The 22,105-nt window shown below is 64.8% G+C and carries 17 protein-coding genes; 5 read left to right on the plus strand and 12 right to left on the minus strand.

What is annotated here, in order from left to right; translation table 11 throughout:
* Window positions 1–195: 195 nt before the first annotated feature.
* From AABQ55_RS20160 to AABQ55_RS20175, 4 genes are all read right to left on the minus strand, one after another.
* Window positions 196–3,279, minus strand: a complete 3,084-nt coding sequence (locus AABQ55_RS20160) for an efflux RND transporter permease subunit (RefSeq protein WP_244768448.1) — start codon at window positions 3,277–3,279, stop codon at window positions 196–198.
* Window positions 3,276–4,349: an efflux RND transporter periplasmic adaptor subunit gene (locus AABQ55_RS20165; RefSeq protein ID WP_272806294.1), complete on the minus strand. Its 1,074-nt coding sequence runs from the start codon at window positions 4,347–4,349 to the stop codon at window positions 3,276–3,278. The genes AABQ55_RS20160 and AABQ55_RS20165 overlap by 4 nt, the downstream gene beginning before the upstream one ends.
* Entirely contained in the window at window positions 4,346–5,431 is a 1,086-nt protein-coding gene (locus tag AABQ55_RS20170) for an efflux RND transporter periplasmic adaptor subunit (RefSeq protein WP_272806295.1), read from the minus strand. Before AABQ55_RS20170 ends, AABQ55_RS20165 begins: the two co-directional genes overlap by 4 nt.
* Before the next feature lie 545 nt (window positions 5,432–5,976).
* Complete coding sequence (locus AABQ55_RS20175; protein ID WP_272806296.1) at window positions 5,977–8,295, minus strand: methyl-accepting chemotaxis protein; 2,319 nt, start codon at window positions 8,293–8,295, stop codon at window positions 5,977–5,979.
* Window positions 8,296–8,643: 348 nt separating this feature from the next.
* Here AABQ55_RS20175 and AABQ55_RS20180 point away from each other — a divergent pair, with 348 nt between their 5' ends.
* Together AABQ55_RS20180 and AABQ55_RS20185 are read left to right on the plus strand one after the other, a co-directional pair.
* Window positions 8,644–9,597: a ring-cleaving dioxygenase gene (locus tag AABQ55_RS20180; RefSeq protein WP_272806297.1), complete on the plus strand. Its 954-nt coding sequence runs from the start codon at window positions 8,644–8,646 to the stop codon at window positions 9,595–9,597.
* 74 nt (window positions 9,598–9,671) lie between these two features.
* Window positions 9,672–10,229 carry an NADPH-dependent FMN reductase gene (locus AABQ55_RS20185; RefSeq protein WP_272806298.1) on the plus strand — a complete coding sequence of 186 codons (558 nt, stop codon included), beginning with the start codon at window positions 9,672–9,674 and terminating at the stop codon, window positions 10,227–10,229.
* A gap of 48 nt (window positions 10,230–10,277) precedes the next feature.
* On the opposite strand, the gene AABQ55_RS20190 is transcribed toward AABQ55_RS20185, so the two are convergent.
* Window positions 10,278–11,834, minus strand: coding sequence for a VOC family protein (locus tag AABQ55_RS20190; RefSeq protein ID WP_272806299.1), 1,557 nt, complete (start codon window positions 11,832–11,834; stop codon window positions 10,278–10,280).
* Between the two features lie 155 nt (window positions 11,835–11,989).
* Entirely contained in the window at window positions 11,990–12,208 is a 219-nt protein-coding gene (locus AABQ55_RS20195; protein WP_272806300.1) for a hypothetical protein, read from the minus strand.
* Window positions 12,209–12,900: 692 nt separating this feature from the next.
* Here AABQ55_RS20195 and AABQ55_RS20200 point away from each other — a divergent pair.
* On the plus strand, window positions 12,901–14,292 hold the full coding sequence (locus AABQ55_RS20200; RefSeq protein ID WP_244768507.1) for an efflux transporter outer membrane subunit: 1,392 nt from the start codon (window positions 12,901–12,903) through the stop codon (window positions 14,290–14,292).
* A 122-nt stretch (window positions 14,293–14,414) separates the two neighbouring features.
* Here AABQ55_RS20200 and AABQ55_RS20205 read toward each other — a convergent pair whose 3' ends face one another.
* On the minus strand, window positions 14,415–15,089 hold the full coding sequence (locus AABQ55_RS20205) for a GntR family transcriptional regulator (protein ID WP_272806301.1): 675 nt from the start codon (window positions 15,087–15,089) through the stop codon (window positions 14,415–14,417).
* A gap of 113 nt (window positions 15,090–15,202) precedes the next feature.
* Here AABQ55_RS20205 and AABQ55_RS20210 point away from each other — a divergent pair, with 113 nt between their 5' ends.
* Complete coding sequence (locus AABQ55_RS20210; protein ID WP_272806302.1) at window positions 15,203–16,042, plus strand: fumarylacetoacetate hydrolase family protein; 840 nt, start codon at window positions 15,203–15,205, stop codon at window positions 16,040–16,042.
* Window positions 16,043–16,104: 62 nt separating this feature from the next.
* Here AABQ55_RS20210 and AABQ55_RS20215 read toward each other — a convergent pair whose 3' ends face one another.
* Complete coding sequence (locus AABQ55_RS20215) at window positions 16,105–16,266, minus strand: hypothetical protein (protein WP_244768438.1); 162 nt, start codon at window positions 16,264–16,266, stop codon at window positions 16,105–16,107.
* A gap of 109 nt (window positions 16,267–16,375) precedes the next feature.
* On the minus strand, window positions 16,376–17,017 hold the full coding sequence (locus AABQ55_RS20220) for a thermonuclease family protein (RefSeq protein WP_272806303.1): 642 nt from the start codon (window positions 17,015–17,017) through the stop codon (window positions 16,376–16,378).
* A 313-nt stretch (window positions 17,018–17,330) separates the two neighbouring features.
* Between AABQ55_RS20220 and AABQ55_RS20225 the strand changes: the two genes are divergently transcribed.
* A complete protein-coding gene (locus AABQ55_RS20225; RefSeq protein WP_272806304.1) occupies window positions 17,331–18,077 on the plus strand; it encodes a sulfotransferase family 2 domain-containing protein in 747 nt (248 codons plus the stop codon).
* A 770-nt stretch (window positions 18,078–18,847) separates the two neighbouring features.
* Here AABQ55_RS20225 and AABQ55_RS20230 read toward each other — a convergent pair.
* The 3 genes from AABQ55_RS20230 to AABQ55_RS20240 form a co-directional block, all read right to left on the minus strand.
* On the minus strand, window positions 18,848–19,552 hold the full coding sequence (locus AABQ55_RS20230) for an HpcH/HpaI aldolase family protein (protein ID WP_272806305.1): 705 nt from the start codon (window positions 19,550–19,552) through the stop codon (window positions 18,848–18,850).
* Complete coding sequence (locus AABQ55_RS20235) at window positions 19,549–20,361, minus strand: SDR family NAD(P)-dependent oxidoreductase (protein WP_272806306.1); 813 nt, start codon at window positions 20,359–20,361, stop codon at window positions 19,549–19,551. The genes AABQ55_RS20230 and AABQ55_RS20235 overlap by 4 nt, the downstream gene beginning before the upstream one ends.
* A 67-nt stretch (window positions 20,362–20,428) precedes the next feature.
* Window positions 20,429–22,099: a hydantoinase B/oxoprolinase family protein gene (locus AABQ55_RS20240; RefSeq protein ID WP_272806307.1), complete on the minus strand. Its 1,671-nt coding sequence runs from the start codon at window positions 22,097–22,099 to the stop codon at window positions 20,429–20,431.
* Between the last annotated feature and the right edge of the window lie 6 nt (window positions 22,100–22,105).

Consider the following 22,105-nt stretch of genomic DNA (forward strand, 5'->3'; position numbering starts at 1 on the left):
AAAAGAACGCAACTTTCCTCCATCCGCCCCGCAACGAACGGGCCTGCGATCGCCCAGCCTGCCTACGCCTTGCCAAGGCTCCAGCCCTTCGGAAGCAGCCTGTCGCTCAAAGCGGCGGCGGGTGAGACGGGCAAAAATATGAGCCCTTTCCCTGCGCCTGCGCGGGGCGGTCCCGCCGCGCAGGCTCGGCCGGCGTCACGCCGCCTCGATCGGCTCGGGTGCTGGCGCCGCCTCTTCCGCTTCTTCCGGCTTGATGCGGAACCAGGCGATATAGAGCGCCGGCAGGAAGAGCAGGGTCAGCACCGTGCCGACGATGATGCCGCCCATCATGGCATAGGCCATCGGCCCCCAGAACACCTCGCGCGAAATGGGGATGAGCGCGAGGCTGGCCGCCGCCGCCGTCAGCATGATCGGCCGCATGCGGTGTTCCGTCGCCTCGCGCACGGCCGTCCAGGCATGCATGCCCTCGCGCCTCAGGTCCTCGATCTGCACGACGAGGATGACCGAGTTGCGGATGAGGATGCCGATCAGCGCCAGCACGCCGAGAATGGCGACGAAGCCGAGCGGCGCCCCGCTGCCGAGCAACGCGATGACCACCCCGATGAGCGCCAGCGGCGCCACGGCGAAGACGAGGAAGAGCCGCGAGAAACTCTGGAGCTGGAGCATCAGGATCGTCGCCATGGCAAACAGCATGAGCGGCACGACCGCGACGATCGGCGCCTGGCTATCGGCGCTTTCCTCCACCGTTCCGCCGACCGCGACCTCGTAGCCGGAAGGCATCTGCGCCTGGAAGGCGGCAACGTCCTTTTCCAGCTGCGAGACGATCGTCGCCGGCTGCACGCCGCCGGTGATGCTGGCCTTGACGGTGATGGTCGGCTGGCGCGAGCGGCGCCAGACGACCGGCTGTTCCATCTCGTAGCGGAAGTTCGCCACCGCGGCGAGCGGCACGGAGGTGCCGTTGGCCGTCGGCAGCTGGAGCTGGCGCAGCGTCTCGATGGATTCGCGCTCGGCGGCCCGCGCCCGGCCGATGACGTCGATCAGGTAGACGTCGTCGCGGATCTGGGTGACGGTCGTGCCGCCGACGACGCCGTTCAGGGCGGAGGCGATGTCCTGCGAGGTGACGCCGAGCTGGCGGGCCTTGTCCTGCAGCACGTCGACTTTCACCACGCGGGCCGGCTCGTTCCAATCGTAGACGACATCCCCGAGCCGGGTGTCCTTGCCGATGAGTTCGCCGAAGGCGAGCGCCTGCTTGCGCACCTCCTGGATATCCGGGCCGCTGACGCGGTACTGGATCGGCCGACCGACCGGCGGGCCGATGTCGAGCAGCTTCACCAGCGCATCCGTGCCGACGAAGGTCTCGCGCAGATAGGCCTGGAGATCGGCCCTGAGGCGGTCGCGCGCCTCCAGGTCCTTGCTGACGATGACGGTCTGGCCGAAGGCGGGCGACGGCGGCTGCACGTCGAAGGACAGGAGGAAGCGCACCGCGCCCTGCCCGACATAGGAGGACCAGCGTTCGATATCCGGGTTGCCCTTGAGCTTCTCCTCTTCCAGCCTGGCGATCTGCGCATTGGTCTCGGCGATCGAGGCATTCTGCGGCAGCGACCAGTCGATGATGAGCTCCGGTCGGTCTGAAGACGGGAAGAACTGTTCCTGCACGAAGCGCATAGCGAATACCGATACGCCGAAGACCAGCACGGTCGCGACGATGGTCGTCCATTTCCAGTGCATGCAGACATCGAGCAGGCGCGCGAAGCTGCGGGCGAACCAGCCCTTTTCCTCGTGATGCTTCTTCATCGTCTTCGGCAGGATCGTCACGCCGAGCAGCGGCGCGAAGATGACCGCGACGACCCACGAGACGACGAGCGAGATGGCGATGACGACGAAGAGGCTGAAGGTGAACTCGCCGGCCGCGCTGTTGTTGAGGCCGATCGGGATGAAACCCGCCACCGTCACCAGCGTGCCGGTGAGCATGGGGAAGGCGGTGGACGTATAGACATAGGTCGCCGCTTTCCTGAGCGAATCGCCCATTTCCAGCCGCGCCACCATCATCTCGACGGCAATCATCGCATCGTCGACGAGCAGGCCGAGCGCGATGATGAGCGCGCCGAGCGAGATGCGCTGCAGCGATATGCCGTCGTAATACATGAAGACGAAGGTGATCGCGAGCGTCAGCGGGATCGACAGCGCCACGACGAGGCCGGCGCGGATGCCGAGGCTGACGAAACTGACCGCGAGCACGATGACGACGGCCTCGAACAGCGCCCGCGTGAAGCCCGACACCGCCTCCTCGACCACCTTCGGCTGGTCGGAGACGAGGTGCACGTCGACGCCGACCGGCAGTTCATGGGAAAGCAGCTCTATCTCCCTTTCCACCGCCGCGCCGAATTCGAGAAGGTTCGAGCCCTGCTTCATGCCGATGGCAAGGCCTATGGCCTGTTCGCCGTTGAAGCGGAAGAGCGCCGATGGCGGGTCCTCGTAGCCGCGGGTGATCGTGGCGATATCGCTGAGGCGGAAGAAGCGGTTGTTGACGCGCAGGTTGACGTCGCGCAGGCTCGCCTCCGAGCTGAACTGCCCGCCGACACGCACGCTGACGCGCTCGCCGCCGGCCTGCACCACGCCGGAGGGCGCCACGGCATTCTGCGCCTGCAGCGTGGACACCACCTGCTGGGTGGAAATGCCGAGCGCGGCAAGCTGGCGCGTCGAGAATTCGAGATAGATCACCTCGTCCTGCGCGCCGACGAGGTCGACCTTGCCGATATTGGGCACGGTGAGGATGCGCCGGCGGGCATCCTCGACATAGTCGCGCAGCTGGCGCGGCGAGAGGCCATCGGCGGTGAAGGCGTAGATATTGCCGAAGACGTCGCCGAAACGATCGTTGAAGGCCGGGCCGACGACGCCGGACGGGAACTCGCCCCTGATGTCGTTGATCATGTTGCGCACGGTCACCCAGGTGGGGGCGACGTCGCGCGCGCGGGTCGTCGGCTTCAAGTTGACGAAGATCAGCGTCTGGCCGGGCGTCGTGATGCTGCGGGTGAAATCGAGCGATTCCAGCTCCTCCAGCTTGCGCTCGATGCGCTCGGTCACCTGCAGCGTCGTCTCCTCCACGGAGGCGCCGGGCCAGGCGGCGCTGATCGTCATCGTCTTGATGGTGAAGGAGGGATCCTCCTCGCGGCCGAGATTCTGGTAGGTGAAGAAGCCGAGCAGCGCGAAGACGATCATGAAGTACCAGACGAGCGATGCGTGATCGAGCGCCCAGTCCGAAAGGTTGAACTTCTTCATAGGCCTGCCTCGTCTTCAACCTTGATTTTCTGGCCCTCTTCGAGGCTGTTCACCCCGGCGGTGGCGATGCGGTCGCCGGCTTTCAGCCCGCCCGCGACCTGAAGGGCGCGGCCCACGGCAGGACCGGTCTCGATCGGCACCAGATGCACCTCGCCCTTCTCCCCATCGACCCGCCAGACATGCGGCTTGCCGTCCTTCTGAAGCACGGCGGTCTGCGGGATCATGATGGCGGTGAGGTCCGGCCCCTCGAGCTCGGCGGTGATGGTCGTGCCGAGGCGGACCGTATCCGGCGGGTTTTCCAGCGCGATCTTCACCCGCCGCGTGCGCGTGACGGCATCGGCCGACGGCGCGACCTCGCGCACCGCGCCCTTCACCGTGACGTCGGGATTGATCTGCAGGGACACGGTGAAGCGGCTGCCGAGCGCGATGGCCTCCGCCGTCTCCGGAATGTCGACCACGGCATCGCGCTCGTCGGGCCGCGCAACCGTGACGATCGCCTCGCCGGGCGAGACGGTCTGCCCCACCTCGGCGCCGGTGGCCACGACGACACCGTCGAATTCGGCGAGGATGCGGGTATAGGAAAGCTGTTCCTCCGCCTTGACGAGCGCCGTCTTCGCCCGCGTCAGGCCGGCATCGGCCGCCTCGCGCGATTGCTCGGCGCTCTCGACGGCGGCCCTCGCCGCGGCGTTCGACTGGAGCAGCGTCTTCTGCCGCTCCTCGGTGGCGATCGCACTCGAAAGCGTCGCCTCGGCGCTGGAAAGCTCGGCCCGGGCCGAGCGCACGGCCAGCTCATAGGCCGTCGCATCGAGCACGGCGAGTTCGTCACCCTTCTTCACGAGATCACCGACATGGACGGTGCGCGAGACGAGGCGGCCGGAAACACGCGAGCCGAGCGCGGCCTGCACCTTCGCCTGCACCGTGCCGGCAAAGCGCGTGCCGGGCAGCGCCGTCGGGGCGACCACCATGGAGAGGACCGGGCGCGGCGGCGCGGCGGCTTCCTCTTCCTTCTTGCAGCCGGCCAGCGCCGCGGCGGCGATGGCGACCGTTGCGAACAGGACGGGTCTTCTCATCGGGCGGTTCCTTCGATCGCGCTGACGGTCTGGCCGGGCCGGAGCAGCTTCGTGCCGTCGGCGACGTAGGTCTCCCCCTCCTCGATGCCGCCCGAAAGCAGCGCGGCGCCCGTCTCGAAGGAGAGCACCTCGACCGGGCGCAGGTCCACCGTGCTGTTCGCCTTGTCGACGATCCACAGCGCCGGCTTGCCGTCAAGGCCCGCCGACAGCGCCTGCCAGGGCACCACCGCCACCCGGCGCGGCGCCAGCGCACCGACGCCGACGACCGAGGAGCCGAGCGTCATTTCCGGCGGCGTGCGGTCCATGGCGATCTTGACGCGCACCGTGCCGGTCTGCGCATCGATCGTCGGCGAGACCTCGCGCACATTGCCGGTCGTGCGCACCCTGTCGTCGCTGAGTAGGGTGACGACCACGCCGTCCTCCGCCGGCTGGGCGAAGAACAGCGATTCGTAGACATCGAAGACCGCGTCGCGCGGGCCGGTATCGGCAATGGTGAACATGGTCTGCGCCGCCTGCGCCACCTGCCCCGTCTCGGCAAGGCGCGCGGTGACGATGCCATCGGCGGGCGCGCGCAGTTCGGTATAGGACAGCACCTCCTTCGCCGTGTCGCGCTGGGCGATCGCCGCTTCGCGGGCGCTTTCCGCCGTGCGCAGCGCCGTTTCGGCGTCGTCGAAATCGCGGCGGGTGCTGATGCCATCGCTCAGAAGGGATTTCTGGCGGTCGAAATTGGCGCGGGCGAGCTTGAGCTGCGCTTCCGCCGCGCGTACCCCGGCTTCCGCCGCCTCGACATCGGCGTTCTGTTCCTCCGGATCGAGCCGCGCCAGCACCTGGCCTTCCTTGACCGCGCCGCCGACATCGACGAACCAGCCGGTGATGCGGCCCCCGACGCGGAAGGAAAGGTCCGTCTCCACTCGTGCGACCACTTCCCCGGTTATGGTGACCGTCTGCTCGCGTTCTTCGAAATGCACGGCGGCGGTGTGCACCGGCCGCGCCGCGCTGTCGGCCCAAGCCGGCCAGGCGGCGGCAGAAAACGCCAACGCCGCCAGCAGAACCCCGCCTGCCCTGTTTCCCGCTGAGTTCATTGCCGTCTCCACCGTTGCAGAAAACCCATTTAGTGTGGGTCCTCATTATATCGCGAAGATCTGACTGGCAAGCCGCGTCCTTTGCGAGACGCGATCTTGCCGCGGGCGAGTGTGGCGGAGTCCGGCAAAAAAGCCAACCCGGGAAGATTACTTGATAGAGGAATATGATAAATCATATTTTTCAGCGCACTAACGGCAGCGGCCGTCCCCGCGCAGACAAGAAAGCCGCCGGCGGCCGCGAAACCTTTCCGGTTCCCACTGGGCTGCACGGCGGCTTTATCGGAGCGTCATTCGTTGGACGCTTCTCTTTCGGCCCCCTCTGGACCTGCAGAAGAGAAAGCAGAAAGCGTGCCAGATCGATAGACGCGCGAAATACAAAAATGATTTCATATTACTAAAGATATACCTAATTAAAATTAGGGGCGCGCAGCCATGCCGGCATGGCCAATTTGTGTGCAACGCACAAACGTTGTGCGCCTTTTTCATCCAACAAAAAGGCGGCCCGTCCTACCGGGCCGCCTTTCGGGATGGTGCATCGGGAAGGCTCAGAACTCTTCCCAGTCCTGCGCCGCCGCATTGGCCGAAGCCGCCTGTCCGCCGCCGAAGGCGCGGGCCAGCGTGTTGCCGAGCGCCCGCGCGCCGGAGGCGGCCGGGCGATGTTCGGCAGCCGAGGCGACCACCGGGCGAACGGTCGTGCCGGTGCCGAGGCGGAACTGCGCGATCAGGCTGTTGAGCGCGGCGGCCTCGGTCGCCAGCGCATGGCTTGCCGCCGTCTGCTCCTCCACCATGGCCGCGTTCTTCTGCGTGCCCTGATCAATGGAATTCACCGCCGCGCTGATCTCGTTGAGGCCCGTCGACTGCTCGCGCGCCGAGCGCACGATCGCCGCGACGTTCTGGTCGATCTCCTGTACCTGGTCGACGATCTCCGTCAGCGCCGAGCCCGTCTCGCCGACCAGCGCCACGCCGAGATGCACCTGTTCGCCCGACTTGGTGATGAGCGCCTTGATCTCCTTGGCGGCGTTGGCGGAACGCTGGGCGAGCTCGCGCACTTCCTGCGCGACGACCGCAAAGCCCTTGCCCGCCTCGCCCGCCCGCGCCGCCTCGACGCCGGCATTCAGCGCCAGAAGGTTCGTCTGGAAGGCGATCTCGTCGATCACGCCGATGATGTTTGAGATTTCCCGCGAGGAATTCTCGATGCCGCTCATCGCATTCACGGCGCGCTGCACCACTTCGCCTGATTTTTCGGCGCCGAGGCGGGTCCGCTCGACGAGCTGGCCGGCATCCTCCGCCCGCTTCGTGGCGTCCTTGAGCGAGGTCGTGATCTCCTCCAGCGCCGCCGCGGTCTCCTCGACGGAGGCCGCCTGCTGCTCGGTGCGCTTGGCAAGATCGTCGGAGGCCGAGCGGATTTCCGCGGAACCGGCCTGGATGGCATTGGCGTTGCTGCCGACGGAGCGCAGCGCCGATTGCAGCTTTTCCACCGAGGCGTTGAAATCGTGGCGGACGCGATCGAGCGAGCCGGCAAAGGCATGCTCGATGCGATGCGTCATGTCGCCGTCGGCCAGCTTCTGGAGGCCGTCGGCGAGCGCCTCGACGGCGATGCGTGTCTGGCGCTCGCGCTCGTCCGCTTCCTCGGCACGCTGGCGGCGCTCGTCTTCCGAAAGCGCGCGGTTCTGCTCTGCCTCGCCTTCGAGCCGGATCTTGGCGAGCGTGGCATCGCGCAGCACGGCAAGCGAACGGGCCATTTCGCCGATCTCGTCCTTGCGCTCGGATTCGCTGAGATCGACGTCCGTGCGACCCTGCGCGATCTCGCTCGTCGCGACGATGACGGTTTCCAGACGCTTGCGGAAGCGGGCGGCAAGCAGCCAGCCGATGGCGATCATCAGGCCGGCCGCGATGGCGATCACGATGATCGAGGTGACGGCAAGCGCCGACAGATTGGCAAAGAGCACCGATTTCGGCACCGCGACCACCGTGTACCAAGTCGTGCCCGGCACCAGCGGCACGGGCACGGCGACCGCCACGGAGGTGAGGCCGTTGGCATCGGTGATTTCCATGGCCTTTTCCGGATTGGCGATCAACGCCTGCCAGGCCGCCGCGTCGAGGCCGGAATCGCCAAGCGCCTTGCCGAGCAAGGCCGCGTCCGGGTAGCTGACGATGCTGCCGCCCTGGCTGAGCAGCGCGACATAGCCTTCGCCGAGCGGCTTCAGCTTCGCCATGTCGGCGGCGAGCGCATCGAGCGCGATATCGACGCCGGTGACGCCCTTGAAGGCGCCGTCGAAGGCGAGCGGCACCATGAAGGAGGTCATCAGCACGTTCTTGCCGCCGATGACATAGCTGTAGGGCTCCGTCAGCAGGTCCTTGCCCGTGGCTTTCGGCACCTGGTAGTAGTCGCCGGGGCCGGGCTTGTCGTAATCGACGAGCGCGACCATGTCGACCTTGCCCTCGTTGCGGACGAAATAGGGAATGTAGCGGCCCGTGGCGTCGTGTCCGGGCTGGTTCACATAGTGCGCATCCTTGCCGTCGAAGGCATCCGGCTCCCAGCCGGTGCTGACGCCGAGCGCGAAGGGATTGTCGGCCATCAGGCGGTCGAAGATGCCGTTCATCGTCTCGCGGCTCGGGGCGTCCGTCGCCTTCACGGCATAGAGCGCCGAGCGCATGTTCCAGCTCAGCGCCTTGACCTGTGCGAAATAGGTCTCCACCTCGCCGGCGCTCGCCTCCGCCGCGTTGACCATTTCCGAGATGGAACGCTCCTCCACGGCACGATAGGACAGAAAGAGCAGAACGCCCGCCGTCGCAACGGTCGTGGCAACGCCGGCCGCCACGATGGCGAGCATGTTTCGGGCAGTCGCAGTCTTCGGCAGCATGACGTCTCCTCCCATCCGCGCGGGAAAGTCCGCAGCGGCAGTCATCACAAATGGCGGAACATGCCGGCGGACGCGGCGAAACAGAGACGAAGTCATTTCGCAGGCCGGCAGCGTAAGCGAATGCTGGTTTATGAAAGGATAAAATTTGAACGAAGCGATCGAACCCGGCCTCGCCCGCCGGCCGGCAGGTGCGGCAATGGAGGTTGCCGTTCAGGATAAGTGAACGATCCGTTCGTCCGCCCCGATCTTCCCGCACCGCCCGCGAAGGGCGATATTCGCCTCAACGCAAGGCCTCGCAACGGGGCGGCACAGATATCCCGGACTGTCTTCGGGGAGAGGAGCTTCATCATGACCCTGCAGCTCACAGGCATCCACCATCTGACGGCGATCACCGCGAACGCGCCGGAGAACCTGCGCTTCTACACGCAGGTCCTCGGCCTGCGCCTCGTCAAGAAGACCGTCAACCAGGACGACACCAGCGCTTACCACCTCTTCTACGCCGACGGCCTCGCCTCGCCCGGCACGGACCTCACCTTCTTCGACTGGCCGGTCGGCCACGAGCGGCGCGGCACGCACAGCGTCTCGCGCACCGGCCTGCGCGTCGCCAGCCTTGCGACGCTCGAATGGTGGAAGGCCCGCTTCGGCGAGATGAAGGTCAAAGCCGGCGAGATCCGTGATGTCGGCGGCCGCGCCAGCCTCGATTTCGAGGACGGCGAGGGGCAGCGTTTCCGCCTTGTCGCCGACGATGCCGGCGCGCCTGCCAATCCCTGGGCTAGAAGCCCGGTTCCGGCCGAGCACCAGATCAAGGGCCTCGGCCCTATAACGCTCAGCGTGCCGGATATCCGCAACACCGAAGCCGTGCTGGCCCAGGTGATGAACATGCGGGAAACCGCGACCTATCCCAATCCGGACGGCGCGGGCGACGTGCATGTCTTCTCGATGGGCGAAGGCGGCCCGGCGGCCGAACTGCATGTTGCCGTCGAACCGGACCTGCCGGTCGCCCACCAGGGTGCCGGCGCCGTGCACCACGTCGCCTTCCGCGCGCCGGACGAGGAAGCGCTGCATGCCTGGACGGAGCGCCTGCGCGGCTTCCGCCTGCCCTCCAGCGGCGAGGTCGAGCGCTTCTACTTCCGCTCGCTCTATTTCCGCGAGCCGAACGGCATCCTGTTCGAGATCGCCACGGACGGCCCCGGTTTCGCCGTGGACGAGCCGCTTGAAACGCTGGGCGAGAGCCTGTCGCTGCCGCCCTTCCTCGAACCGCGCCGCGCGCAGATCGAGGCCCGGCTGAAGCCCCTCGTCTGAAACCGAAGAAACCCCGGCGTGACAAACCGTCCGCCGGGGTTTTTTATGCCCATGTTTTGGAAAGGAGAGTCGGGATGACGAAACTGGTGGCAATCTCGGGGAGCCTGCGCAAGGGTTCCTACAACACGGCGCTGCTGCGCGCCGCCCTCGCCATGGCGCCCGAAGGTGTGACGATCACCGAAGGCTCGATCCACGGCATTCCCCTTTATGACGCCGACGTGGAGGCAGAAGCGGGCCTTCCGGAAGCGGTGACGCGGCTGAAGGACCTCGTGGCGGCGGCGGACGGCGTCGTTCTCTTCACGCCGGAATACAACAACGGCATTCCCGGCGTCTTCAAGAACGCCATCGACTGGATGAGCCGCCCCTCCTCCGACATCGCCCGCGTCTTCGGCGGCAAGCCCTTCGCCATCACCGGCGCCTCGCCCGGCAATTTCGGCACGCTTTTGTCGCAGGAGGCCTGGCTGCCCGTCATGCGCACGCTCGGCACCGTGCCCTGGTTCGGCGCCAAGCTTCTGGTCTCGCGCGCCGGCAGCGTCATCGAGGACGGCCGGATCGCCGACAAGGCAACGGAAAAGAAGCTCGGTGATTTCATCGCCGGCTTCTCGGCCTTCGTGACGGAATACAAGCGATAGAAAGAAGGGGCGCGTCCCGCGACGCGCCCCTTTTCGTTTGCCCCGGCTTCAGCCGAGGATGCGTTCCCGGTAGGCCTTGGCGGCTTCCAGGTCCGCCGGGCCGATGTCGTGACCGGCGGCAAGCAGCCGGTTCTCGACCGATGCGCCGGCCGCCTTCAGATGTGCCTCGAGTTCGCCGGCATAGGCGCCGTAGGGATCCGACCGACCGGTGAGCATCAGCACGTCCGCCCCCGAAAGGTCCGCCTCCGGCACGGTTTCCAGCACGTTCATGCCGCGCAGCAGTACCGCGTTGCGGATGATGCCGGGATGCAGCAGCATGATCGCGCCGATCATGTTCGCGCCGTTCGAATAGCCGACGAACAGCGTCCTGTCCGGGTCGAGCCCGTAGGCCGCGTTCGCCCCTTCCATGAAGGCCGCGAAGGCTTCCGCCTCATCCGCAATGTCCCTCTGGTCGAAGGTCGTCACGGTCAGCCGGCGAAAGAAGCGCGGATAGCCCTCGTCGAGACTGCGGCCACGCGGGCTGAGCAGCACGGCATCGGGCGCGAGCTTCGTCCCGAAAGGCAGAAGGCTCGCCTCGTTGCCGCCGGTGCCGTGCAGGAGCACGATGGCGGCGCCATCAGGGGTTTCCGGCCGGTGCACCCGGTGGATGAAGGGCAGGTCCCGCTCGCTCATGCGCTCTTCTCCCGGCAGGGAGAACTGGGGAAGCCGCGCCCGGACATCCTCCGGGTCGGCGCGAAAATGCCTGGGCACGAACAGTTTCTCGCCAAGCGCCTCCAGCGGTTCATCCACCGTCATGCCGGGGCCGTCCGTCGCATATTCGAGCAGCGCCCCACCGGGTTCGCGCACATAGAGCGAATAGAAGTACTTCCGGTCGTGCATGTTGGTCTCGCCCGCCTCTTCGCTGGCAAGCCGGTCGGCGAGCGCCTCCACGGCGGAGCGGTCCGGCGCGCGCAGCGCGACATGGTCGATCGTGCCGGTGCCGGGCGCGGACGTCCAGAAGCCGCTCGCATCGCGAATGTCGAGCACGTCGGCCGCTTCGCCCGAGAGCCGGGTAATGCCGTTCGCCGCCGCCACCGTCCGATAGCCGAAATGACCGGCGATGAAGGCTGCCGTCTCGGCCGGCTTCTCAGAGAAGATCGTCGCGCCGCGGATGCGCTGGACGGCATCGGCCGCCGCAATGTCCTTCGTGACATGGGGCGCCGGGCCGTCCACATCGGCCTCGCCGACGAGCTTGACGATGATGCCGTCCGGATCCTTCAGCCGGAGCACGGGTTCGCCGAACTCCTGCGCCGGACCGCTCGTCGCGATGTTCTGCGTCAGCGCGCGCGTCAGCCAGAAGCCGATCGCCTCCGGCTTGATGGCAAGGGCGATCTCGGCGGGCTGGCCAAGGCCGACGCGACCGGGCGACCCGTCCTCCCAGGCAAGGAAGGTGACCAGCGAGCCGGGGCTGGCCGCCGCATCGCCATAGATGAGGTGAAGCTGGTCGGCGTCCTCGTAACCCGCCGTGCGCTTGACGAGGCGCAGGCCGAGAAAGCCCACGTAGAAATCGACGTTCGCCTGGATCTTCCGGGTAATCGCCGTGATATGATGGATGCCGCTAACCATGGGGCACCTCCTTTCGCGGGCTACACAACCAGCATTCGGCGCCCCGCGCCAGCCGCCGCCCGGTGAATGCACTGTCCACAAAACGAAACCGGCCCCGCTGGCGGGCGGGGCCGGTGGATCCCGGTGCCAGGGACACCGGATCATCTGGATTAGGCTCAGGCGGCCGCGATACGGGCCGGCGACATCGCCCGCGTGGAGGCGGACGGATCGTTGAGGAGACGGCGGATCGCCACACGCGCCTCGTCTGCCGAGGAGAAGCGCTGGGAATCCAGATCCCACACGGAATATTTGACAGCCACGAACTTCAGCCGATCCTCATCGGGAACGACGACGCCGACGGCCTCACCACCGATTTCGATAACCTGCTTTTGCATAACAACTCCTGCCGCACCGAAGGCACAGCTCATTCAAATCTTGCGCTAAAATCGAAGAGGGACGTCAGATCACATTCGGCAGAGGGCCGTATGCGCTTTCCCTGTAATCGTTTCACGACAGGAGTACGCCACACGCACGGAGGCGATGCAGTTGATATCGTACATGACACACTCCCTCTTGTTGGCGCTGACGCTCTAAAATGGACGCGTCAGAGTGGACCGGGATAAAACGCATTCGGTCCTCATGCGATGCTCCAACACATAAGCGGCTCTTCCTTCCTTGTCAATGGAATCCGCAGAATTTTGGAATAAATTACTGCCGGATTTGTGTGACAATTCGAATCAGAAAATAATGTTCGCGCTCGTAGCATTTTTCAGGAAAATATGTCGCGAAGACGAGGATTCCGGGGAAATGCCGTGGCGCAACCTGATCGCGCAGCCACAACCACCCGCTTGCGCGTGACGAGCAAAGACGGGAGCCCTGGGCAAATGCTCCAGTTGCCTGGCGGACACACCCTCCGAATGAAGCGGGGAAAAAACGCTGTGGGACCATTCTTTTTTTAGGGGAAGGCTCGATCTTCCCTCCAAACATGAATAAAGAGTGAATCTCGATTTTGTTCTGTTAATAAGTACGCCACGAGCGCTGGCAGGGTAGGCCCATGAATTTCACCAGGACGCTTTTTCCGTTGAGCATGCTTCTCCTGTCCGGCTGCGTCGTCGGCCCCGACTATCAGAAGCCCGACACCGCCCTTCCTGCCAAGTTTTCCGAAAGCAAGGCCACGAGCGGCGAGAACGTGACGCTCAATCCGTGGTGGGAATCCTTCCGCGACAAGCGCCTCAACGATCTCGTCCATCAGGGCATGGCCGAAAACCTCACCGTGCTGCAGGCCCTGGAGCGCATCACGGCGGCCGAGGCGAATGTCATCGTCGCCGGCGCCGGCGCGCTGCCGAGCATCGGCGCTTCGGCGGAAGCCTCGGCAAGCGGCCAGGACGGCGACTACCTGCGCCGCACCTCGGGCCGCGATTCATCTTCCTCGAAGTCGCTGACTGCCGGTGCGAGCGCCTCCTGGCTGCTCGACTTCTTCGGCCAGTACCGCCGCTCGAAGGAAGCCGCCAACGCCTCGCTCGACGCCGCCTATGACGATGTCAACGTCGCGCGCCTCGCCTATCTCTCCGACCTCGTGTCGAGCTACGTCAATGCGCGCTACTACCAGGAAGCGCTGGCGCTCAACCGAAAGAACCTGGAATCGCGCCGCGAGACGCTGAAGCTGACCAACGAGATCAAGGAGGCGGGCGCCGCCTCGAGCCTCGACGTGCTGCAGACCGAAGGCCTCGTCAACCAGACGCTGGCCGAGCTGCCCGCGCTTGAAACCGGCTTCCACCAGTCGGCGAACCATATCGCGACCCTGCTCGGCCTGCCGGCCAGCACGATCACCTCCAGCCTGATCAAGGGCGCGGCCCAGCCGATGCCGCGCTATGCGACGCGCACCGGCATTCCGGCGGACCTCATCCGCAACCGTCCGGACATCCGCGCGGCCGAGCGGCGCCTGCAGGCGGCAACCGCGCAGATCGGCGTGGCCGAGGCCGATCTCTATCCGAGCATCGAGCTCGGCGGCTCGATCGGCGCGACGCGCAACTTCACCAGCGCCGCCACCGGCAACCTGACGAGCTGGTCCTTCGGCCCGACGCTGTCGCTGCCGATCTTCAACGGCGGCTCGCTGAAGGCACGGGTCAAGATCGCCCGTTCGGAAGCCGAGCAGCAGTACCTGACCTGGAAGTCGACGGTTCTCAACGCCGTCGAGGAAGTGGAAAACGCACAGACGGCGCTGATCCGCGACGGCCAGACGGTCGCCGCGCTGCGCAAGGTCGTCAATTCCTATGAGCAGACGCTGAACCTTGCCCGCGAAAGCTATCGCGGCGGCGCCAGCACCATCCTCGACGTGCTCGATGCCGAGCGCAACGTCGCCTCGGCCCGCCTGTCGCTCGCCTCCGCGATCCGCCAGCTCGCCCGCGACTATGTCGCCCTGAACGTGGCGATCGGCGGCGGTGCGGAAATCGGCTCGGCGACCGTCGCCAGCAAGTAAGGCAAAACGCTTCATCCGGGTCTTACCCGGTGTCGGACACGAACGGGAGCGGCAGGCCGAGGCCTGCCGCTCCCGTCTTTATTCCGCTGTCCTGAACACGGGGCCGCACCAGAAGAAAGGTTCTAGACCGCAAAAAAGCCCTCGAGCGCCGCCGCGGTCCGGCCGTAATGGTCGCGCAATGCCGCGGCCGCGCCCTCGGCATCCCGCGCAAGCGCCAGTTCCATCAGCCGGCGATGTTCCCCCGCAACGTCCCGAGCGGTGCCGAGCAGGCTGACCGACAGGCGCCGATAGCGGTCGGCGCGCGAAAACAGCTTCTCGCAGATTTCCAGGAGGGCCGGCGAGCCGCAGGCCGAAATGAGCGCGGCATGGAAGGCGGCATGCCGCGCCTCCCAGTCCTCACGCATCGCCGACGGGATATCCTCGCGCGCCTGCGGGATGCGCGCCATCAGGTGATGGGCGGCGATCACCCTCCCCTCCCAGTCGGCGTCCCCCCGCAGCACCGAAAGCCGCAGCGCCTCCCCCTCGCAGAGCTGCCGCGTCGCCGTGATGTCGCGCAACTCCTCCAGCGACAGGCGCGCGACGCTGTAGCCGCGGTGGTCGTCCAGCACCGTGAACCCCTCCGCCGTCAGCCGCGCCAGCGCCTCGCGCACCGGCGTCACGCTCATGCCGCACAGCACCTGGAGATCGGCAAAGCGCAGCCGGTCGCCGGGCTTGACCGCGCCCGTGCGGATCGCCTGCCGGATCGCCTCATAGGCGTCTCCCGCCAGGGTGCGCCCACCTGCCTTCTTCTGCTCCATCACGCCTCGCCGAATTTATAAAGATCGCTGGATTTTCGAAAATCATTGACTTGATGTAAAACCAGGGGAATGGTGCGCGCAACCGAAATCGGTGGCATCCAACGGAGGTTCTCATGAAACTGGTACGCTTTGGCGCGGCGGGCGCGGAAAAGCCCGGACTGATCGATGCGGACGGCAAGGTCCGCGACCTTTCCGGCCTGGTGCCGGATATCGCCGGCGACGTGCTCGGCCGCGAGGGCCTGAAGCGCCTTGCCGCCGTCGATCCGAAGAGCCTGCCGCTCGCGCCGGAAGGCAGCCGCTTCGGCGCCTGCGTCGGCCGCGTCGGCAATTTCATCGCCGTCGGCCTCAACTATGCGGACCATGCGGCCGAAAGCGGCATGGCCGTGCCGAGCGAGCCGGTGCTGTTCAACAAGGCCCCCTCCTGCGTCGTCGGTCCCGACGACACGATCCTCATCCCGCGCGGTTCGGAAAAGACCGACTGGGAAGTGGAGCTTGCCGTCGTCATCGGCGAGCGCGCCTCCTATGTCTCGGAGGCCGATGCCCTCGACTATGTCGCCGGCTACTGTGTCTGCAACGACATTTCCGAACGCGCCTACCAGCTGGAGCGCGGCGGCCAGTGGACCAAGGGCAAGGGGTGCCCGACCTTCGGCCCGATCGGCCCCTGGCTGGTCACCACGGACGAGGTGGATACCGCCGATCTTGCCATGACGCTCAGCGTCAACGGCGAACTGGTGCAGAACGGCTCATCGAGCACCATGGTCTTCAAGGTGCCTTTCCTCGTGCATTACATCTCTCAGTTCATGGCGCTGGAGCCCGGCGACGTCATCACAACCGGCACGCCGCCCGGCGTCGGCATGGGCATGAAGCCGCCGCGTTACCTGAAGCCCGGCGACCGCATGGAAGTCTCCATTGCCGGCCTCGGCGTGCAGCGCCAGGTCGTCGCCGCAGGGTAAGTATTGTAGCGGATGGCCCAAAAGCGAGAGGGGCCTCAAAGGCCCCTCTTTCGTGTCGGCGATCAGTGCACCGTCGCGGGCGGGGCCTCGTCGCCGAGGATGCGGAAAGCTTCGTCCAGCGCGGCCACGAGGATGTCCGTCAGCTCATCCGCATCGTTTTCGAGGAGAAAGAGCGCGACCGTTGCATTGTCCGGATCGCTGTAGCGCTCAAGGTCGTTCGACATGTCATTGTCCCTTTCCAGCCGGCACCATCCCGGTTAACGGAAAGCATAGGGACGCAGGCTTGCGTCTGGCTTGTGCCGGAAAGGCACAGGTTGCGCAAGGCCAAATCCGTCAACCGCACCAGGATTGATGCTTGCCCGTCCAGGGCCTCGCAAGCCCTTCCGCGACCAGCCGCTGGCCGACCGACTGCCCGCCGCGCATAACAAGATGCGGCGCCGCGCCAGCCTTGCCGGACGCCTCGCCCTTGGCCACCAGCGTGACATCGCCCTCGTTGAGGATCTCGCGCAGTCGGAGCTTCGCATCGCCCCCGCGCAGGCGCTCCGCATCGCAGCGCGCGCCGGCGATTGCCGGCGTGTCGACATCGGCAAGCCGCACCTTGCGGCCGGCATAGAGGATGGTGCTGCCGTCGAGCACGCAATAATCGGTCTGCGTCGTGCAGATGAACCATTTGCCCGAGAATGCCGGCAGCTTTTCCGGCATCGGCAGCGCCTGCTCCACGGCCTTTTCGGCCGGCCGCTGCTTCGGCCGCGCCAGCACCGCCTCGCGCTCGGCCGTCTTTTCCTTGCGCTCGATCGAGGCCGTCTTGATCCCCGTCGCCGACGTTTCGGGCCCCGGCAGGCGGTTGTCCATGTAGAGAATGCCTCCGATCACCGCCGCGCCCAGCAAATACCAGTGCACCATGCCGCCGCGCCGCGTGGCCGCGGATCGCCGTGGTGCCGATGTCTTTTTCCGCCTGCTCGTCTTCTTCGCCATACCCGGTCTCCTGGCCGGACAGTGCGACGATCTCATAAAGATATGGTTAGCAGGATATGAGGACGCCGCCCCGGCCTCGCTCAGGACCCCGGACAGCAACCGCAAGGCTCGCCAGCTCGCAGCACCGCCAGCCAAGTCTGCACCAGGAATATTCTACTAATCTAGTCAACTACGCAAAATTATCACAAGCTTTCTGGATACAGGGAACGATTCATACTACAGTTCTCCTGAATCAAGAAAGCGCCACGGGAAATTGCGCCTGACCATTCGCTTGAAAGAGCGAGCCGACATACTGAGTTTTGAGGAGACTGCCTTGGTCGTTACAGTGGATAAAATAAAAGTTGCTTATTTCCCCGTCCCGAAGGCAGCGAATACTTCAATGAAGCATCTCCTCCACAGCATCAAGACTGGAGAGGGATTTACAACCATCAAGGATGAGGCGACCGGGGCTATCCGGCATATTCATAAAGAGTATAAGACGCCCAAATTTTCGACGATCAATCCCGACGACTATCAGAAATTCTTCAGAATAGCGATCGTCCGAGACCCGGTGGACAGGGTCGTTTCCGCCTGGCGAAACAGGGTGATGCACCACAAGGAGTTGGAAGGCGAAAATATCGCCGAAAGGATGGCTTCTCTCGGTCTCAGAAAGACGCCAACACTTCAGGAATTCGTTGATAGACTTTCAGAATACAGAAACGTAAGCAAATCCATTTCGATTCACACAGACCCTCTTACAGACTTTCTTGGAAAAGATGAAAAATACTACAACCTCATTTTTAATATCTCCGATTCGCAACAGATAGAGGCTTTCTTTTCGACCCTTACAGGCGAGCAGAAAAAACTCCCGCGCAAGCAAATGGGAGGACCACCGGCAGACAGAAGCGAATTGACGGGAGAACTGATAAAAAAGCTGGAAGAGATATACGGGGACGATTACAGGGTCTTCGGAAAATTTCTTTCAAACAAGACAGACATTGAAAAAGTTATTTACTTGGCAAGAAAACATAAGTCCTCTCTTGGAGGATTTTTTGGAAGATTGCGATTCTTATTGAAATAATCGGGGAAATACATTTTTTGAATCATCGCTAATATATGGCGGCATTCCGAAAAATACACATACCGCCATTGCGATTTGCGACGTGCAGCCGCTTCCAAAAGGAATTTTTACCCTGTCGTATCAAGCAACGCGCCAGCATGATTGACGGCGCATACACCACGGCGCAAGCGGAAGCTCAGACAGAGGCCTACCACCTTTCCGGCAAGCTCGCCGAGCGCCATTGCGAAACCAGCCAATCCTGAAGTGCCGTGCGGCGACACCCCGCCGACAACCACCACATCATTCCACAATGTCCACCCACCGCTCCGAAGCTGCCGCGCTTTTCAGGCCATATCGGAAGAAACAGCTACGCCGTAACACTGCCCCGGCAGAACTCGCGCTGGTCGCCACATCGACGTCCACGAAGAATGATGTCTCGTACCGCGAAATTGCATAAGAAGAATACGCTTGCCGGAAAGCAGAAAGCCGGCTGGTGGCGGAGGAAGCGCTCATATCAGCTGCGATTCGTGTAAATATTTCAAAATATTAGAAATTCATAACATTCCAAGCTGCCAACAATACGTTTTCGCGTGCCACTTTCAACGCGACGGTGGAGTACAGAGCACCATTTGATGTACCAGCGAACACCCATCGGCTACGCGGTGTATGATGAAGTTGGCATTCAAGCGCTCCTCGTCCCAGGCTGGGTACGGCCCAACCTGCAACAGCTCGATCTTGCTCACGGGGATTCTCAAGAGAATGTGGTCGCCGGATTTCGTGTTCACGCAGGATCAGGCGCTGGCAAGGGCGCTCTTTACCGCGGCCAGGCCGCGGCGCAGGAACGGATCGGAGTGGACGTAGAAGAACTGCACTCCTCGCTCGCGCCAGTGTGGGATTTCATCGAGCGTGGCGAGCGTGCCGGCCACCTTGCCGGCGGCGCGGATTTTTTGCACCGCCTCGGCGACCTTTTCCGTCACCACCGCCGGGCGCGGCTCGCCGAAAGGCGGGGCGGGCGCAAAGCCCATGTCCTGCGACAGGTCGCCGGGTCCGATGAAGAAGACGTCGATGCCCCCGACGGCGAGCATGGCTTCGAGACTATCGATGGCGCGCACCGTCTCGATCATCGCGACCACGAGGCGCTTTTCATGGTCGGCCGGCAGGGCGTAGCGCACCGCCTCCACGATGGCGAGGGCCTCCTCCGCCGTGTCGACCATCGGCACCATGATGCCGTCCGCCCCGGCATTGAGGTAGCGGATGATCAGCGGGCGCTCATGCGACTGCGGGCGCACGATCGCCGCGCCACCGACGGAGCGGACGATCTGCGCCGTCGTGCGCACGTCCTCAAAACTCCAGGTGCCGTGCTCGCAATCGACAAAGACGCTGTCCGCCCCGAGCTCCACCAGCCGGGCGGCAAGGCCCGAGGAGGCGTGGTGCGGGGTATACATGGTGACGGCCTCGCCGGCGGCAAGCCGCGCGCGCAGTTTCGCGCCGTTCATCGGCGTTTCTCCTTGGGAAGGTCCGGCGTATCGGCCGGGGCGCCGACCCAGCGCGCGGTCTCGATATCGGCGGAGGTGTCGCGCATGAATGTCGGACAGATGTGCAGCTCGGGGATCATCGCGCCCTTTTGCAGGCTGGCGCAGAGCAGGATGGCGCGGGCGACATCGTGCGGGTTCAGCATCACCGCGCGCTCGCTGTCGAGCGGCGGGCGGGCGCGGTTGTCCATGATCGGCGTGTCGGTCTCGCCGGGCAGGATCGTCGTCGCGCGGATGCCCTGGTTGCGATAAGTGTTATGCAGGAAGGTCATGAAGTTCTTCACGCCTGCCTTGGCCGCGCCATAGGCCGCCCCGCCGAGGAGGTTCGGATTGACCACGGCGAGCGAGGAGACGGTGATGATCGTTCCCCCGCCCCTGGCGATCATGTCCTCCAGCACCGCCTGGGTGAGGTTGAAGACGGCGGTGAGGTTGACGGTGACCGTGGAATTCCACTCCTCCTCGCTGAGGAAGCGGGCGTTCAGCACCTTACTGGCGCTGCCGGCATTGTTGACGAGGATATCGACGGGGCCGAGCGTGTCGCGCACCCATTCGACGGCGGAAAAGATCTCCTCCCGGGAGGCGATGTCGAGCGGGCGCACCGCCGTCTTGCCGCCGCGCGCGGCGATCTCGGCCGCCACGTCCTCCAGCGGCCCGGCGCGCCGGCCGGTCAGCACCACATGGGCGCTCTCGCCGGCCAGCAGCAATGCCGTCTCCTTGCCGATGCCCGTTCCCGCACCGGTGACGAGCGCAATCTTTCCGTCGAGCAATCCCATGTCGTCCTCCTGAAGTTCTTACGCAATTCCGGACGCAAAACCGCTGCGCACTTTTGCTGGAATTGCTTTATTCCACCGCCGCCCGTTCCTTATAGCCGTAGCGGGTGCACGCCGCTTCCGGCGTGACCAGTCCTTCAGCGAGATCCTGCGCGACGAGATCGGCGCTGCGCTCGGCCGCCCGGCCCCAGCCGCCGCCGCCAGGGGTCTCGACCTCCAGCCGCTCGCCGGTCTTCAGCACGACCTTGCCCTTGGGAAACTGCTTCCGGCCTTCCTTCATCACCTTGCCGGGCGTGCCGCTCTCGCCCTCCACCACGCCGAAGCAGGGATGGCGCACGCGCTCGGAGGCGAGGTAGATGCTCATCGGGTTGCGGCCGATATTGCGCAGCACGACGCGCTGGCCGAGCCCGCCGCGATGTTTTCCCGCCCCGCCCGAGTCGGCGATCAGTTCCTTGCGCTCGGTCAGCACCGGCACGGCGATCTCGAACATCTCCACCGCCGTCACCTTGCAGTTCGACGGGAAGCTCAGCGTGTCGAGCCCGTCGAATTCCGCCCGCGCACCCTGCCCGCCGTGGAAATTCTGCACGGAGCCGTATTGCGAGCCGTCGTCGCGCTGGCCGACGCAATTGGCCGCCCAGATCGGCGCGCCGCCGCTGTCGCCCATCACCTTTTCCGGCACGACCTTCTCCAAAGCCCTGAAGATCAACGAGGGGATGACATGGCCGATCAGGTTGCGCGAATTGCCCGCCGTCCATTGCTGCGGATTGAGGATCGAGCCGAGCGGCGCCTCGTCGGTGATCGGCACGATGCAGCCCTCGTTGTTCGGCGTTTCCGGATCGAGCAGGCATTTCAGCGCATAGACCGAATGGGCATAGCGGTAATTGGTGCGGCAATTGATCGAATGCAGCACCTGGTCCGAGGTGCCGGCGTAGTCGACATGGATCGAGTCGTCCCTGACGATGACGGAGGCGCAGAGCTTCACATCCGTATCGTAGCCGTCGAGCAGCACCTCGGCCGAATAGGTGCCGTTCGGCCATTCGCGGATCGCCTTGCGCGTCTGCGCCTCGGAGCGGGAATGGATCGCCTCGGCGAGCCCGTCGATGTCGTCGAGCCCGTATTCGTCGAGGAACTTCACCAGTTCCCGGCCCATGACATTGTTGGCGGCGATCATCGATTCGAGGTCGCCCTTCACCTCCGTCGGCAGGCGCACGGAGGCTGCGATGATGTCGAAGACATCCTCGTTCGGCACGCCGGCCTTGAGCAGCTTGACGATGGGGAAGCGGATGCCCTCCTCGAAGATGTCGCTCGCCTCCGAATGCAGCGGCGCGCCGCCGATATCGGGGAGATGTGCGATGGAACCGGCATAGGCGACGACCTTGCCGTTCTTGAAGATCGGCGTGATCATCGTCACGTCCGGCAGGTGGCCCGTGCCGATCTCCGGATCGTTGGTGGCGAGCACGTCGCCTTCCTGCAGGGTCTCGACCGGGAATTTCGGCAAAAAGTATTTCTGCGCGGCGACGGGCAGCGAGGTGATGAAGACGGGGATCGACCAGGTGCACTGGGCAAGTGCCCTGCCCTTGCTGTCCATCAGCACGGTCACATAGTCGTGGTTCTCGCGCACGATGGGCGAGAAGGCCGTCTTGCCGAGCACGGTATCGGCCTGGTCGGCGATGAAGATCAGGCGGTTCCACATCACCTGGAGATTGATCGGATCGTTGAAATCGGTAGCGGTCCTGGTCATCTGCCG

The organism is Shinella sp. WSD5-1, from assembly GCF_963942435.1.
GTDB classification, from domain to species: domain Bacteria; phylum Pseudomonadota; class Alphaproteobacteria; order Rhizobiales; family Rhizobiaceae; genus Shinella; species Shinella yambaruensis.

Coding starts and splice junctions, on each gene's coding strand:
- AABQ55_RS20160 (WP_244768448.1), bottom strand. CDS start 3,279: ATGAAGAAGTTCAACCTTTCGGACTGGGCGCTCGATCACGCATCGCTC.
- AABQ55_RS20165 (WP_272806294.1), bottom strand. CDS start 4,349: ATGAGAAGACCCGTCCTGTTCGCAACGGTCGCCATCGCCGCCGCGGCG.
- AABQ55_RS20170 (WP_272806295.1), bottom strand. CDS start 5,431: ATGAACTCAGCGGGAAACAGGGCAGGCGGGGTTCTGCTGGCGGCGTTG.
- AABQ55_RS20175 (WP_272806296.1), bottom strand. CDS start 8,295: ATGCTGCCGAAGACTGCGACTGCCCGAAACATGCTCGCCATCGTGGCG.
- AABQ55_RS20180 (WP_272806297.1), top strand. CDS start 8,644: ATGACCCTGCAGCTCACAGGCATCCACCATCTGACGGCGATCACCGCG.
- AABQ55_RS20185 (WP_272806298.1), top strand. CDS start 9,672: ATGACGAAACTGGTGGCAATCTCGGGGAGCCTGCGCAAGGGTTCCTAC.
- AABQ55_RS20190 (WP_272806299.1), bottom strand. CDS start 11,834: ATGGTTAGCGGCATCCATCATATCACGGCGATTACCCGGAAGATCCAG.
- AABQ55_RS20195 (WP_272806300.1), bottom strand. CDS start 12,208: ATGCAAAAGCAGGTTATCGAAATCGGTGGTGAGGCCGTCGGCGTCGTC.
- AABQ55_RS20200 (WP_244768507.1), top strand. CDS start 12,901: ATGCTTCTCCTGTCCGGCTGCGTCGTCGGCCCCGACTATCAGAAGCCC.
- AABQ55_RS20205 (WP_272806301.1), bottom strand. CDS start 15,089: ATGGAGCAGAAGAAGGCAGGTGGGCGCACCCTGGCGGGAGACGCCTAT.
- AABQ55_RS20210 (WP_272806302.1), top strand. CDS start 15,203: ATGAAACTGGTACGCTTTGGCGCGGCGGGCGCGGAAAAGCCCGGACTG.
- AABQ55_RS20215 (WP_244768438.1), bottom strand. CDS start 16,266: ATGTCGAACGACCTTGAGCGCTACAGCGATCCGGACAATGCAACGGTC.
- AABQ55_RS20220 (WP_272806303.1), bottom strand. CDS start 17,017: ATGGCGAAGAAGACGAGCAGGCGGAAAAAGACATCGGCACCACGGCGA.
- AABQ55_RS20230 (WP_272806305.1), bottom strand. CDS start 19,552: ATGAACGGCGCGAAACTGCGCGCGCGGCTTGCCGCCGGCGAGGCCGTC.
- AABQ55_RS20235 (WP_272806306.1), bottom strand. CDS start 20,361: ATGGGATTGCTCGACGGAAAGATTGCGCTCGTCACCGGTGCGGGAACG.
- AABQ55_RS20240 (WP_272806307.1), bottom strand. CDS start 22,099: ATGACCAGGACCGCTACCGATTTCAACGATCCGATCAATCTCCAGGTG.